The following is a 15568-nucleotide window of genomic DNA, read 5'->3' as shown; positions in this document are numbered from 1 at the left end:
GTAGCAGGTGATTATGTCCGTCCAGCGCGCGAGCTTTTATATTCTACTGGCACTGGTCACCATCGCCTTTGCATGGCTGCTGCTGCCTTATTATTCGGCGGTTCTCTGGGCAGTTATTCTCGCCGTGGTGTTCTCGCCAGTACAGCAGCGCCTGGAACGTCAGCTCGGCGGCAGAAAGAACATTGCCGCTCTGCTTTCCGTGCTGATGTGCATCTGCCTGGTTATCATTCCAATGCTCGCGATTTTCGGCTCGCTGGTACAGGAGGGAAACTCTCTCTATCAACGCCTGAGCAGTCGCGAGTTTGATCTGAACAGCTATATCTCACGCATTCTGGGCGCCTTGCCAGATTCTCTCGAAGAGTGGCTGACCCGGTTTGAGCTGGGCGATTTCGCGGAATGGCGTGCGCGCATATCGTCTGCGATCATGCAGGGCAGTCAGCTTTTTGCCGGAAAACTGGTTAGCTTCGGCCAGAATACGCTGCAATTCTTTATCGGCTTCGGCATCATGCTCTATCTGCTGTTCTTCCTGTTTCGCGACGGTGCTGACCTTGGACGGAAGATCAGGCAGGCCATTCCGCTCAACGACGATTACACGCGGCAGTTTCTGGAAAAGTTCATCGCTGTCATCCGTGCGACGGTGAAGGGCAACATCATCATTGCCATCATTCAGGGCACGATCGGCGGCGTGACTTTCTGGTCTTTGGGCGTCGAGGCAGCTCTGCTCTGGGGCGTATTGATGACGTTTCTCTCCATGTTGCCAGCGGTCGGCGCTGCACTTGTCTGGGTGCCGGCAGCGGCCTGGTTCTTTGCAAGTGGAGAATGGATCAGCGGAGGCATTCTGGTTTTTGTCGGTGTATTCGTGATCGGACTGGTCGATAATCTCCTGCGTCCGCCTCTCGTCGGCAAAGGCACCCGCATGCCTGATTATGTCGTCCTCATATCCACTGTCGGCGGTATTTCACTGATCGGGATCAACGGATTTGTGGTCGGGCCGCTGATTGCCGCGATGTTCATTGCTGCATGGTCGCTTCTGGCAGAGGAGCAGAAGGGCAATAGCTCCGCTCAACTGCCAAAGAACTAAATCTTACGCGACCTTCAACTCCGCGATGGGCAGTCCAGTTTCGGTCATCTTGTTGTCGATACCGTTTTCATCGAGAAACTGCTTCATCTCGGCATAGGTCTCGAACCATGCCCGGTTATATTTGTCGAACAACGACTGATCCCAATAGTCTTCCAGCCGGAAAGGCTTGTCGCTAAAGACGTCATAACTCGGTATCTTGTAGGTTTCGGCAAATTCGGCTGTACGGCTGTCATAAGTGAAGTAGATGGACGGCACGCCATTGGCCAGCGCCATCAGATTACCATGCAGGCGATAGCCAAGGACGAGCTGTTGCCTGCGCACCAGTTCCTCGTAATCGGCAACGACATCCGAATAGAACATACGATGGCGATAGAGGTTTTCTATTGTCTCGTCGAAATACCAGTCCGCTGTCCAGCGATGGTTCTTGAGCGCTGCAATGGCCTCCTCCTTCTGCTCCGCGTTACCGAAGACCATCTTCTTTTCATCGATCTCGCCTTGCGCCATCAAAGTTACGTCGAAGCGTCCGGCCATGGATTTGATAAGGTCGCGGTGACGCGTCAGATATTGCTCGATATCCTGCGCATAGGCTGGTGAAACTTCGCGGCGAACCGTGACGCCGACCTGTGCCACGTTTTCCAGTGGTGGCAACTTGATACGCAAATGCTGGTTGTTGCGGCGAAACGCAGTCGGGCAACCGACGATGCGCACGTTACGGATGCCGATATCGTTCAGCACCTGCGCCGTGTAAGCGCCACGCACACCGATGGACGTCGTGGATTCTGCAATGATGCGCAGGACCGCTTTGGTCTCTTCGGAAAGCTGTATTTCCCCTCTGACCGGCGCTTGTGCTCCGATACCGAACGCTATGACCGGCAGTTTAAGCCGTTGCAATACCGGGATCGTATCGCGCCAGTTCATATCCTTGTTGATATAATTCGAGCCGCGCAGGATCACATAATCAAATTCCTCACGCAGCTGGTCAATTTTCTCCGGTGAGAAATTGGTGATCGGAAGTTCTGAAGCCTTCTCATAATTCATCAGCTTCAGCGATGACTCGAACACGAAGGCATCGCCAATATTGTGATAGTGATTGATGCTGCCCTGCACATCGGTATGACGATACCAGCGGACATTGTCGTGATCGTACACTTCTCCCGCAGGGATCATGACGAGGGCGCGTGCCATACGTTCTTCCTTCTATTTCAATAAGGTCAAGCCAGGCTCAGCTTGCCTGAGAAAGAGCAGTTTGCGTAACTGCCGGTTTCTGTCTGCGGGGTTTTGACTCACGCAGACGATTATAAAGGTCTAGATGTTCCTTCGCGCAGTCGACATAGTGGACCGGATTGCGGATGGAATGATGCAGTCTGTCCCATATGCTCGGATCGCTGAGCACCTCTGTAAAGCGGTCGGCCAGATCCTCGGCGCTGCGAACACGGAAATGCAGGCCGTCTTGGCCATCGCGGATCTTTTCAGCCATACCGCCAATATTCGAGCAGATAACCGGACGGCGATGGTGCAATGCCTCCTGAATGACGATGGGTGAATTTTCCCACCAGATCGAGGGCATGATCACCCAATCTACCGACTGCATGAGGCGTGGCATTTCAGCATTCTGGTACGCGCCATAGAAACGCACGCGTGGGCCTGCCTCTTCAATCAGTTTCTGCATGCGCTCCTGAAAGGCGGGGGGTTGTTTTTCCAGATTGCCGCCGAAGATCATCAGGCGGGAATCCTCGCCCCAGACCTGTTCCGGTACACGCGATATGGCATCAACCAGAACGTCGATGCCCTTGAACGGGTTGATCTGGCCGAAAAAGGCAAAGCGGCTGCGTCGAGGGTTCGGGCCAGTCAGTTCTCGCGGAGGGGTAACATCGCGGATGGCGATGCCGTTCTCGATGACTGCCATCTTGTCGGGGTTGAGGCCCCATTCCAGATAGCGATTAGCCAGGAATTCACTCGGTGATACGAAAGCGTCCGCCAGTTCCAGCATGCCGCGCACAAAACGTTCGCGCTTGAGGAAACGCGCCGGCGGTATCTGCGGAAAACAGGCGTGGCAATCGATGGGGGACGCCTCGTTGCAGAGTTTGGATGTTCCAGCTTTGACCATCTGACCGTCATTGTTGCAGATCGACAGGAACTCATGAAACGTTACCAGAATGATGCGATCCGGCAGTGCCTCGCGGATGGCATAGAGCGTTTCGAGCCCTAGGCCGAGAACATGATGGAAATGCACGACGTCCGGGTCGAAGTCGCGGACAAAGCGCAGCAGGTCACGACGGATTTCATCGGTGTTCTTGTTCGATAGATAGAAATGATCATATTCGTCGGCATGGAACAGGATTTCGTCGCTGGCGCGCCGCATGCTCATAAGCGCGGTCGTGCCGTGCCGCGGGATCGGGTGAGCGGCTCGGGCCAGATAGACCGACTGCACACCGGGAACAGCGTTCAGCCCCTTATGCAGATTGTAGGAGGCGATTTCACCGCCACCGAGCGAGATCGACGGGTGAGCGTGTGAGATCACGAGAACACGGAGTTTATCACTCATGCGGGTTCCTCCACCTGTACCTTGCGTCTGCCAGCGAGAATGGAGGACCAGCGTGCGTCGAAGACCTGCCGGTCAATGCGCTCGATGAGCGCTATAGTTGATGCTCTGTCGGTTAGGGATGCGTCGTCCGCTCCCAGCATCTGTGCCGAAGGCAACCAGTAGGAGCGCAGGCCTGATTGTTTCAGTTTCAATCCGAGATCCAGTCCCTTTTCATGGGTGCCGAGATAGCCGCGCGTGAACCCTCCGACGGAAAACAGGGCTTCACGCGGAAGGATGCAGCACTCGAACGTGGCTGTTGCGACTTCCGTCAGGGACATTCCTGAAACGGCGTCGATGGGATAACCGGCATAGCGACTGATCAGAGCGCGATCCGCCGACATGCCGGATTGCGGCCCCGCAACCCAGGTTCCCGCCCAGCGAATTGAATCATCCTCATAGGCAAGTGTGGGAGACAAAACGCAGTCCTTGTGCGCTTCATAGGCGCTGACGAGCTTGTTCAGCCATCCGGAGCGGCGCGGCAGCAGTGATCCGGCCAGAAATATGACCTGATCCGTTGAAACCGTGCGGGCGCCGACTTCCAGTGCATCGTAGAGGTCTTCTGATCCTGTGGCCGAAACGAGCCGGATACGCAGGCGGTAGAAATCCGCAAGGCGCCTGATTTGTACACCGATACGGTCGATGATCTCTGTCGCTGCCGCAATCACAATTGGCGCGATGCGGGTTTCGGGATCGAGCGCAAGAAGCGCCAGCAAAGGTTCGATTTCCTCGACGCGCTCATCGATACCAATAATGATCGCAGGCCCTATCGCATCCTCGAAGGGGCCGAGATCGACCACGCCAAAGACTTCCGGCGCAGGACGGTTGACGCCGCGCAGCAACGGCACGAGCTGTTGGTCTACAATATGGCGCAGCGCCCATGCATTCGGATCGGTAGCGCGGATTTGCCGTACGATTGCGTCACGCGACGTGACGCGGGTTGGCGTCAATGGAAAGAAGGCGCGCCGTCCGTCGCTGATCGCAAGTTCAAGATAGAATGGCGAGGTGCTGTCACCGGCAAGCTCCGGCGCGAAGGCGACAAAACCATGGGCGTGACGGCTAGGGTCAAGGCCTGCATTGAATGGCGGTTGATTGTCGAATTCGCGGGTGACGTCTGGCCGGTCGACGCGGGTCCAGCTGGTATCAATCTGGGTTTCACCGCGATGGCGGCGCAGCTTTACGCTTTCCACGTGGCTATCGGGATCGAGCAGCCAGCCAGAAACCAGCATCCCGCTGCCTTCAACCCGGAAGACATTGTCTATGCCCATCCGGACAGGAAAGGGGAGGCTGGATATCGTGTCGGCACCATCGAAACGGTTTGCGGCGGAACGCATGCGCAGAAGAATGTCCGTCGAACTGCGTACTCGCGGCAGGATTGCCCGGATATGGCCTGGCGTTTCACGCGAGCCAGACAGCAGTCTACGGTCGTAGACTTCAGTAAAACGCCAGCCCCGTCGTCCGCGAAACAAAAGCCGTTCGATATCAGTCGGTTCGACTGGTTCGTTGGCAAGCAAAAGTCCTGCAAATCCAGAAGCTTCATCATTAAGGTCTGGCCGTGCGAAAACGCTGATTGCGCATTCCGCAAGTGAAGGGTTCTTGCCGCTGATCAGAAGCCGAGTTACGGCGGGCGTCAGATCCTGAGCCCAGCCCTGAACGAAAATCTCGCCTTCATCGCTGCCGCCGATGAGTTCGATGCAGCCGTCAGAACGGGCTCCCGCCTGCAATAGAACGGTGATGGCCGAAAGTTTCTTCCGGCTGATAGGACCGGAAATCAGACCTTCCACCAGTTCATCGATGACGCCCGGCAAGGTCGGTCCGGCAAGATCGCCGATCATGGCGACAAAATCGGCAATGGAGGCGGAACGCGACGCGAAATTGTAGCGAGCAACTTTTGCCCGGTGCTGAAACATGATCGTCTTGAGCATGCCGCGGCGCAGAGCAACCGTTGGCACGATGGCAACAAAGCCATGCGTTCCGGCAGGTGAAGGCTCCTTGAGCGGCCATGTGATCAGACTTGTCTTTACGCTCATGGCGGGGTCGCCATTCAGGAACGCTGTTACCTGATCGTTTGTCGCACTGCCGATGCCGAGCACCAATACCAGTGTGTCTTCGATAACACTGCCGACGACCATTTCGCCCTCCATCATCATGGGAGGGCGGTCAGGTGAACGGGCGGGTCTTGCCGTGGGCTGCTGTGTGATAGGTCTCTCGTCTTGCGCCATAAGGTTTTTCCTCAGGGCATGACCGCGAGGGTCAGCAGTGCGCCTGCGACGAAGCCCGTCAAGACGGCAGCCAGTAAGAACAAGAACTTGAGGTCGCCGCCGCTGCGCTTGCGCACGTCATCCAGACGTTGTTCCAGTCCTGCGACAACGCCGTCCATGCGCATGATGTGCACGTCAAGTTCGGTCATGCGCTGATGGAGGTCGGTTCGCAAACCATCGACGGAACTTGCAATATCAAGCAGTTCAGCGGGGGCGGCATTGCCGGATGCATCAAGGGTAGGCGCGACGCGTTGCAACGAACGCTGATTGACTTGCAACTGGCGCTGCGCTGCCATCAGCATATCGAGCTTGTCCAGAATGCGCGTCATCGGCGCGGCGATAAGCGCTTCGGCCGCCTGTTCGTCAGGCTTCGGTACACGTAGCTTCTGCTCCGCGCCAGACGCGTTGGCGGCGACGACAACGAGTTCGCCAGCGCGTGCTGCCGCAAACTGTGGCAACATCACTTCAAAAGCGTGCTTGCCATCGCCGATACCGTTGCGCTTAAGATCGGGGCGATCCTTGTCGGCAGGTGCTTCAGCGATAGGCTTGTCGTCCAGCAGGACGCGGATCAGAAGCCGCTCCGTCGGAACGGATGGATCGAAAGCCCAGCCATAGAGACGGCCTTCCTCTATGGCGTCAACGCGTCCTTTCATGGCTTCGGTCCTTTGAGGTCGGGCTGCAGCATTGGGGGCCGCTGCCTGCATTGTTTCCCCCTCAGATGGAACTTTGGTCGCGATGTTCATGATTTACCTCTTATGCTGCCTCGACACGCGCAATACGCAATGTCCCGATCAGATCGAGGTAGCGTGTGGCGGTCGTGTCGATCGTGTCCGGATGACGCGCATTCTCGCTGAGCGACCGGCGTAAGTCCGGGTTTTCCGCCATCCGACGCATCGCCTGGGCGAGCGCGAGCGGATCATTCGGCGGAACAGTGATGCCATTGACCTCGTTTTCAATCATTTCTGCCATTCCGCCGATATTACTGCATATGACAGGACGGTTCTGTCCCTGTGCTTCCTGAATGACGAGCGGAGCATTTTCCCACCAGATCGACGGCATTATGGCGCAGTCGACGGACTGGATCAGCTTGGCAATATCCTCACGACGATAGGCACCGCGGCGTTGGACGAACGGCGATGTCTCGGCAAAGAGCCGTTCGATTTCGCTGACGAAGCTTTCACTTTGAAATGGTGCTGCACCATGCACGCGCAATTCGAAATCGAAACCCTCGGAAATGAGCTGTTGTGCTGCTTCAAGCAGGACTGTTGCGCCCTTCCACGGATTGAGATTGCCGAAATAGCCGAAGACCGGCTTATTGCGTTCGCCCTGCAGTTCTTCCACAGAAGCGCGCTCCGGTTGACCATTGGGAATGACGCTGATCAGCTCTTCCGCAAGTCCCCATTCGACATAGCGTTGTTTCAGAAACTCACTCGGTGAGACGAATGCATCGACCGCGCTGAGGAGCGATTTGATATGCCGCTCACGCAGTACGAATTTATCAAGCGCGATGTCTTTGAAACAGGCATGACAACGGTCGGGACCAGCCCCATGGCAAAGCTCCTTGCCAGTAGTGCGGACCATAAGCCCGTCGTGGTGGCAGATTGGGTAATAGTCGTGCAAAGTAAGAACAATACGGCAATCTGGTAATGTTCGGCGCACGATATGCGGAAATTCGGCGCCCAGCAAAAGTAGATGGTGCAGGTGGACCACATCGGGCCGGAAATCCTGCAGTAGTTCGACAATGTCGGGAACAATTCCATAAAGGTCGATCTGGCTCATATAGAACCGGTCGAAATGGCCAGACCAGAGCAGGATTTCGTCCCCGCCGGTGCCGATGCTCTGGAAGCTCGTACCGGGACGGGCCTCACGATGCACCTTGTTGGTGGCTCCCATGAACATCGCCTCACAACCGGCGCGCTGATAGGCCCGGAACAGATCGTGTGCAAAAATCTCGGTTCCGCCGGGGTGGAGCGACGGATGGTTATGGGCCGCTATGAGGACACGCTGAGCCATCAGGCAGCACCTCGCGAGGCGATGAAAAGATCCTGATAGTGATCCCCTTCGATGCCGCGCCAGTGGCCGAATGATTTTGTTTCGAGCGTCAGTTTCGCGCCCGTAAGCGCGCGATCCAAGAAGCCGTTTTCAAACCCGACTGCCGCAAGCGGCGGCAGTTCCGGCACGAACCAGCAGGGTCCATTTCCATGGCGTTCAAATGCAAGTCGTTTGTCACGTTTACCGTGACGGTCGCGCGCGGCGACATCATCCACGACGAAAGCTGTCATGAACAATTTTCCACCGGGAGCGAGGACGCGAGAAATCTGATCGAGATAGGTTTTGACTTCATCTGACGTCAGATGCGTGACCACCGACGTCATGATGATGAAGTCGAAGCTCTTGTCCGCGAAAGGCAGGACGAGATTGAGTCCGCTGACCGCACCTTTGGGATTATAAAGATCGTGGGCGATATCGATGTGGCGGAACTCGAAGTTCGGATAGCGCGAGGTTATGTATTGTCGACACCAGTTAACACCGCCTGCTACGGGATCAATCCCGGAATAGCGGGCTTTTGCCGGATCGAGATATTGGGTCAGCGGCACGGCCATGCGACCGATACCTGAACCAATATCGAGCACATGGGCGTCGGGTCGAAGCCCGCCTTTGCGAATGAAATGACCGAGAAATTCGGCGCCGACTGCACGATAATCCCCATCGCCGACGAACACGTTGTTCGGGTCCGGGGAGGGCAAAAAGCGGTTCTTCAAAACAGACTGCATCAGCCAGTCGATCTGCTCATTCGGTATTGCTGGTTTGGCTTCGGGTTCTGGCTGTTTCAGCGCTACCACGTCCGTCAAGCGGCGCTCCTTTCAGATTTGGTCATGATCACATTGGACAGGTCGGCAGTGCCTTCTTGTTCTTGTGGCAGGACCATCAATTCAGTAATGTCGTCATCCCAGCGCTGTGTATGAAGCCAGGCATTATATTGACTGGCGAGGCCGCGCATGTAATCCGAGCTGCGACGGATCGAGCGGCGCTCGAAATGGTAAAGTGCTACGGAAGATTCATAGAATATCTGGAAGCCAAGTTGCCTGATCTTCAGGCACAGATCGCTGTCCTCATAGTCGCCGATGACGTAGTCTTCCGTATAGCCGCCTACGAGATCGAAGATATCCTTGCGTGTTATCAGGCAGGCACCGGTGACGCCCGGCACTTCCCGCGAGCGTCGTGCTGGCGGATAGTTGCCCGGCATACCCTTGTAATAATGGTGGTTCAGCCAGATGCCCTGACGGTCGCGGGCAAAATAAAGCCCGGCATGTTGAAGCGAGCCATCCTCGAACAAAAGGCGGGGACCGATTGCTCCGAGCTTCGGCTGATCAAACAGAGGCTGGATCAGTTGCTGCAGCCAACCATGTTCGGCAGGCACGACGTCGGAATTCAACATCACGATTGTCGTTCCTGTCGCAATGCTGGCGCCAGCATTGCAGGCACGCGCATAGCCGCCGTTGCGATTCATGATGGCGAGCTTGAATGGCATGTCGTGCAGAATGTGCAAGCCGCCCAGCATGTGTTCAGTGTCATCTTGAATCTCAGGGGAATCCAACACGAATATGAACTCTGCATTTTCGACGAGCCATGGGTCCGTCGCCATGGATGAGAACTGGAAACGCAGAAAGTCGAGATTGCGATAAAGTGGAATAACGATGGATGCGAGCGGGGAGGCAGGCGTCGTTCCGTAATCCTTCACCTCGGATATCCGCACCGTTGCAGCGAGCTTCTTCTCAACTTCGGTTAGAGCCGGTCCCAGAATATGTGAGAAGACATGCGGTCGGGCCTGTTGTGGTGGTACAGACCGCAAGATGCGATTGCGCTGCGCCGATGGCTCGAAGGGTTGCGGGGCCGGCACGAGCGGCGCGGTCGCGCCGGATGCAAGGCGCATCTGGAACCGGGGTTGCAAAAGCGGCCCAAGATTTTGCACTGAAGGAAGCCAGGCTACGAAGCCCGTTACATCCTGCTGCGGTGCGTCTTCCCGTTTGGCTATCTTGCCAGGAAATTTGTGAAAATTGGGCTTCAACGACAAAGCGCTTCCATTTTCCGGAAGATAGTCGATGTCTGCGAGCATGGCGGCCGGGTCATGCATCCACCCGCCCACGATCAACCCACCGTCAAGTGCCAATGCAAGATCGATTTCCGCTGCCGGATGGGTGGTTGACTGTGCGATCTGGCGAACGGGCAGCGGAGTGCGCGTTTGCAGGTCGATGGCGACTGCGGCGCCGGCAGAGCTTAACTTGCCGAGCTGGCGAACGAGAAACTCCCGCAATGCGCCATTGCCCTGCCATTTGGTCCACCATTTGGCGAAATCTGTTTGTTCGCCGGTCGATGCCGCAAGCTTGCGAACGGCAACGCCTTTCTGACCAGTGAGCACCAATAACAGCGATGACGGCAGGTTCTGCGCTGCTTCCAGCAGAAAATGACATGGCTGCCAGGCATTGCGAGCCTGCTTTCCCATCACAAACCTGGGTGGAACTACCATGACGCTGCCGGAAGTGATGCCATAGATAGCCGAAATCTCACCCAGCATCGGGTCGACCGCTGTTTCAAGAAGATGATGTCCCTGAACCGGTTCGCCGCAATGCTGGGCCTCACGCGGTTCCGGCGTCAACGCGAAAGTCAGGTCACGCACGAGGGATGCGAAAGTCTGGTTTCGGGAGAGCCGGAAAGTGCTACGCCACGTGGTCAGTAAATTGGTAAGAAGCTTGATATGTCCGGGCAAAGTGAGTTCGCTAACGACATATTCGACGTCGAAGGGAGCAAGTTCGTTGGCCGGATAGATGATCGCCTGAGCAGTGGGGCCAAGGGGGCCCGCAGAGAGCGAAAGTTCGACTGGTTCACTGCCGGTGCGCAGTGCCCAGAACATGCGTAGACCGCCATTTTCGAGCGGAATACCGACGCTCAACAGCGGGACCGGCTGAACCGGCATTTCAAATTTGCATTTGGTGGTTGTCCGAGCCGGGCCTGGGATATCCCAGATAACCACAGCGACATCGGCGCAGAGACGGCAAATGGAGAGGTTCTCGGTTTTGCTTTCAGTGTCCGCCGAATGGTCGAGGTTCAATGTGAGGCCCTTTCATTCTTGCAGGAATATCGGCTTGCAGGGATTCAGCTTGCCGGAGTGCCCGGGCACGCAAAGCTAAGGAAATGCGTGCCCGGTAAAGACGAAACGTGCCCGGCGGGAGGATTGCCGGGCACGCTCTCAATTGTTCAATTAGTGAACAGTGAAGTACTGGTCGGGATGATCCTGTACATCGTCTGCATTGGTGTTTACGAGGGTAACGGTATCGCCATTGCCGAGATCGACAACGACATTGCCACCAACCTGCGTGACACGGTCGGCCAGATCGTCTGCGGAAGAGATATCAAGACCATTGATGCCCTTCTGAATCTGCAGAATATCTTCGCCGGGATTGAAGTCGAGAATGACGTCGTTTCCGCCGCCACCATTGAACAAGAATGTATCGCTGCCATTTCCGCCGATAAGGATATCGTCACCGGCACCGCCATCGAGGATGTCGTTGCCGTTGCCACCCTGCAGGATATCGTTTCCGTCGCCGCCAAAGAGAAGGTCTGCGCCATTGCCGCCCTGAAGAACATCGTCTCCAGCACCGCCAAATAGCACATCATTCCCGTTGCCGCCGCTTAGGACGTCGTTTCCTGCATCACCGAACAGAATGTCATTGCCATTTCCGCCGAAAAGTAAGTCATCACCATTTCCGCCGAAAAGGGTGTCGTTCCCGTTGTCGCCGAAGATGGTGTCATTGCCATCACCTCCGAAGACGAGATCATCACCGCCATGGGCACGGATGAAATCGTCAAAGCGGGAGCCGAACAACACGTCGTCGTAGGCGCCGCCTTCTAAAGTGGCCATCTGCTTCTCCTTGTGTTCCTGTATGGGGTTTCCACAAGCCGGAATGCTCCGACCATTATGCTCTTAGTAGTCTGCTCTGCATTAATTGGAATTGCAACATTGGTAATTGGTATAATTGCGGCAACGTTAAGTAACAAATTATTACCATTAATTTATATTTCATTTATGTAAACAAAATTATGAAATATATTTGCTATCATTATAATTTATATTTACGTTGTAATTTTATCGAAATTAATTCGAAATTTGAACTTTATAGTTAGCAAGGCAGAAATTGAAAATTATTTCAATAAGATGACACCGCACATGAAATTTCATGTGCGGTGTTTCTGTCTTTTGGAATTTCAACCCAGGATCGATTTGTACTTAGGAATATTCCTAGCGCTAATCTTCGCGGAATGCCCGGTTCAAACTATCTGTGATAGGTGAAACCAAGTAATCGATAGCGCGACGTTCCTTGTGGACGATAATTATTTCGGCAGGCATGCCAGGGTAAAGCCGCGCAGTTGGGTTTGCTGCAAGTGACGCTGGAGTTATTTCGGCTCGCGCGACGAAGAATGCGGTATCTGTCTTTTCGTCGAGCGACTGATCGGCGGCAATATAGGTCAGTTTGCCGTCTAGCGGTGCCATTGAACGCTGATTGTAGGCAGTTAATCGGATCTGTGCGCCTGCGCCAACTGAGATACTGTCGATATCACGCGGGCTGATTTTCATTTCAACGACCAAAGGTTCGTTTTCAGGAACGATATCCATGATCGCTTCGCCCGGCGCGATGACGCCGCCCGGCGTGCGCAACCGGATGTTCGCAACAATACCATCCTGCGGCGAGCGTACTTCCACGCGACGCATCACGTCCTTGGCGGCAACGATACGTTCCTGCACATCGGAAAGTTCGACCTGGCTGGAGGTGATTTCGCCTGCGATTTCCGACTGGAGATCGCTTTCGATCCCCGTCAGGGCGAACTCTGCACCGGCTTTAGCCTGTTCGGCTTTAGCCTTGTCACCGCCATATTCGCCGCGATCACCCGCAAGCTGGCTAAGACGTGTATCGATTTCCGTGAGTTTCGATTTCTGCGCAAAGCCTTTTTCAACGAGGCTGGCAATCGCCTTTCGCTGATCGCTGATAAGTTCGATTTGCCGATCGGTGGCAGCTATCTGCGATGTGGAGGCCTTAGCCTGTTCCGTATATTGCTCGATGGTCTTCTGCTGGATGTCGATCTTGCTCAGTTTTTGTGCAAGTCGTTTTTGGAAAAAAATGTTCTCGGCACGAATGGCATTCTGGGCGTTCTCACCGCCATCGGCGAAACCTTCAGGAAAACTGATCTCCTTCTCGCCCGATTGTTCGGCGCGCAGGCGGGCCAGTTTTGCGATCAGACCTATGCGCCTGCTTTCCAGAGATTGGAGATCAGAGCGTGCCTTGGTGTCGTCAAGCCGGAGCAGGGGCTGGCCAACCTTGACTATGTCGCCTTCCTGCACGAGCAGGCGATCAAGAATGCCGCCTTCGAGGTGGCTGATCGTCTTGCGTTTGGAATCAACGATCACAGTGCCCATTGCGACCGCCGCGCTTCCCAGATTGGCGGAATAAGCCCAAGCGAAGAACCCGCCGAACGCGACGCCGATCGTGGCAAGGCCTGCTATGATGAGGCCGCGTAGCGGTGACCTTGAGTCCTCTCGTTCGAGATCGAGTGCCCATTCAGGTTTGACGCTGCCAAAACGGGTGAGGGTTTTGTGATCCGATGATTCTGCTCGTGGCGCGAGCAGGCTGGAAACACGACGAGGAATAACAGATTTACCCATCATGCGTTTGCTGCTCCCATTTGCGGGCCGTTATTGGCGGGTGTCAATGAGGCGACAACATCGGTGCGCGGGCCGAACTGCGAGATGCGACCGTTTTCGAGCACCAGCAGCTTGTCGGCGACCTGCATGATAGATGGCCGATGTGCGATCATAATTACAATCGCACCATCGTCGCGGGCATGTTCGACGGCTCGGATCAGTGCACGCTCGCCGACGGCGTCGAGATTTGAATTCGGTTCGTCGAGAACGATCAGGCGGGGGCGATTGTAAAGGCAGCGGGCAAGCCCGATTCTCTGGCGCTGGCCACCTGACAGTGTCAGGCGACCGTCACCAACCGGCGTGTCATAGCCGAGCGGCATGCGCCCGATCATTTCGTGCACATCGGCAAGGCGCGCGGCTTCGAGCACACGGTGCGGGTCGCTGTCACCCATGCGGGCAATGTTGTCCTTGATGGTTCCGTCAAGCAGCGAGACCGATTGTGGCAGATAGCCGGCAATCTCACCGAAAGAACCGCGCTCCCAGAGATAAACGTTATTGCCGTCGAGGAAAACGCCGCCTGACGTGGGTTTGACGATGCCGATCAACAGTCGGGCCAGCGTTGATTTGCCGGCAGCCGAAGGGCCGACGACGCCCAGTACTTCACCAGGCGAAATCGAGAAGGAGATGCCCTTGATGATCGGAACGTCGATGCCAGGAGCGGCATAGATAAGCTTGTCAATCACAAGATCGCCGTTGGGCCTCGGTGTTGGCATGGTTTGGCGAACGGCCAGATTCTCCGAAAGCAATGACTGAACGCGTTTCCAGCTGGCAATTGCACTGACCCACTGGCGCCAGTTTTCGACGATTCGGTCGAACGGCATCAGCAAACGCCCGATTATGATGCTGGTCGCTATCATGGCGCCAGGGGTGATTTCCTGCTGCATGGCGAGTAGCGTGCCGATACCGAGGGATCCAATCTGGATGATGAAGCGAGCCGTGCGGGCAATTGAGGAGAGGGCGCGGGCACGGGTTCCACCAAGGTCAAGCACCTCCAGGGCATGAACCTGCATCGTTCGCCAACGACGGGCGAGCGCCGGAAGCATGCCCATGGCTTCGATGACTTCAGCGTGGCGCAAGCTGCTGCCGATTTTGGAAACCGCTTCGATGTTGGCTTGATTCGCCTCCTGAATAAGATTTCGAGTCAGGAGGTCGGTGAGTAGGCCACACGCGACCAGAATGATGACGGCGACGAGACCGATCACGCCCAACATTGGGTGAAGCAGGAACAGAACCCCGAGGAAAATCGGCGACCATGCCGCATCGAGCGGGGCATTAATGGCGGGAGATGTAAGGAAACTGCGCAATTCGTTGAGATCGCGCAACGTCTGCGTTGCTTTCGGCATGCCTTGATTCACAGAGGCCTGTACCGCAGCCGTCAGAACCGCGAGGTTCAGGCGGCGCACGAGCGCGCTGCCCATGGCCTGGAAGGAAAGCGAGCGGATATATTCTAGCACGCCGAACACCAGCATCGCACCGATGGCGAGCACGGTCAGCATGGTGAGTGTATCCATGCTTCGGCTGTTCAGCACTCTATCATGAACCTGCAACATATAGAGAGGTACAGTGAGTTGTAGCAAATTGATACAGGCGCTCAGCAGCACTGCATAAAGTAGTCCTGACAGGAAAACGCGGCGGGCCTTGAAAATCAGGCCTTTGGGCGTAGTTACCGAATCGTCCTGCCCCTTTTTGTGTGCTGGGCTCTTGCCAATCGATTTGAATTCGCGAGTATCATTCATACGCTATCTGCCTTGGAATGGTCACAGGTGGCGGATATCCCTAAAAACTGTGTGCTAGTTCTCAATGTCAGTAAAGTAATACTGCAGAGAATGTGACAGAAAAAAGGTTCTTACGGCGGGGAAATGCGAAAGGAGAAAAGAAAATATAACTGC

The 15568-nt window shown here is 55.6% G+C and carries 11 protein-coding genes; 1 reads left to right on the top strand and 10 read right to left on the bottom strand.

The annotated features are described in order from the left end of the window. Positions 1-13 precede the first annotated feature (13 nt). Positions 14-1081, top strand: a complete 1068-nt coding sequence (locus AAE521_RS10815; RefSeq protein WP_071630849.1) for an AI-2E family transporter — start codon at positions 14-16, stop codon at positions 1079-1081. A gap of 3 nt (positions 1082-1084) precedes the next feature. Here AAE521_RS10815 and AAE521_RS10810 read toward each other — a convergent pair whose 3' ends face one another. From AAE521_RS10810 to AAE521_RS10765, 10 genes are all read right to left on the bottom strand, one after another. After that, the gene (locus AAE521_RS10810; RefSeq protein WP_342061314.1) at positions 1085-2266 is read right to left on the bottom strand and encodes a polysaccharide pyruvyl transferase family protein; all 1182 of its coding nucleotides are present in this window, start codon (positions 2264-2266) and stop codon (positions 1085-1087) included. Between the two features lie 37 nt (positions 2267-2303). Continuing rightward, complete coding sequence (locus AAE521_RS10805) at positions 2304-3626, bottom strand: glycosyltransferase family 4 protein (protein ID WP_342061313.1); 1323 nt, start codon at positions 3624-3626, stop codon at positions 2304-2306. Continuing rightward, complete coding sequence (locus AAE521_RS10800) at positions 3623-5884, bottom strand: glycosyltransferase family 2 protein (protein WP_342061312.1); 2262 nt, start codon at positions 5882-5884, stop codon at positions 3623-3625. The genes AAE521_RS10805 and AAE521_RS10800 overlap by 4 nt, the downstream gene beginning before the upstream one ends. Positions 5885-5895: 11 nt before the next feature. Then, positions 5896-6666 carry a hypothetical protein gene (locus AAE521_RS10795; protein WP_071630845.1) on the bottom strand — a complete coding sequence of 257 codons (771 nt, stop codon included), beginning with the start codon at positions 6664-6666 and terminating at the stop codon, positions 5896-5898. Between the two features lie 10 nt (positions 6667-6676). Beyond that, complete coding sequence (locus tag AAE521_RS10790; RefSeq protein ID WP_071630844.1) at positions 6677-7936, bottom strand: glycosyltransferase family 4 protein; 1260 nt, start codon at positions 7934-7936, stop codon at positions 6677-6679. Further along, positions 7936-8775: a class I SAM-dependent methyltransferase gene (locus tag AAE521_RS10785; protein WP_342061311.1), complete on the bottom strand. Its 840-nt coding sequence runs from the start codon at positions 8773-8775 to the stop codon at positions 7936-7938. The genes AAE521_RS10790 and AAE521_RS10785 overlap by 1 nt, the downstream gene beginning before the upstream one ends. Beyond that, positions 8772-9569 (bottom strand): glycosyltransferase, encoded by a 798-nt coding sequence (locus tag AAE521_RS26755; RefSeq protein ID WP_371264611.1) that lies wholly within the window; start codon positions 9567-9569, stop codon positions 8772-8774. Before AAE521_RS26755 ends, AAE521_RS10785 begins: the two co-directional genes overlap by 4 nt. A gap of 1614 nt (positions 9570-11183) precedes the next feature. Then, positions 11184-11843, bottom strand: coding sequence for a calcium-binding protein (locus AAE521_RS10775; protein ID WP_071630841.1), 660 nt, complete (start codon positions 11841-11843; stop codon positions 11184-11186). A 384-nt stretch (positions 11844-12227) separates the two neighbouring features. Then, positions 12228-13643, bottom strand: coding sequence for an HlyD family type I secretion periplasmic adaptor subunit (locus tag AAE521_RS10770; RefSeq protein WP_071630840.1), 1416 nt, complete (start codon positions 13641-13643; stop codon positions 12228-12230). Then, complete coding sequence (locus tag AAE521_RS10765; RefSeq protein ID WP_342061309.1) at positions 13640-15415, bottom strand: type I secretion system permease/ATPase; 1776 nt, start codon at positions 15413-15415, stop codon at positions 13640-13642. Before AAE521_RS10765 ends, AAE521_RS10770 begins: the two co-directional genes overlap by 4 nt. Positions 15416-15568 lie beyond the last annotated feature (153 nt).

The organism is Brucella cytisi, from assembly GCF_038433355.1.
Lineage (GTDB): Bacteria > Pseudomonadota > Alphaproteobacteria > Rhizobiales > Rhizobiaceae > Brucella > Brucella cytisi.
The sequence above is the reverse complement of the archived record's forward strand: the minus strand, read 5'-3'. Positions and strand labels throughout refer to the sequence as shown.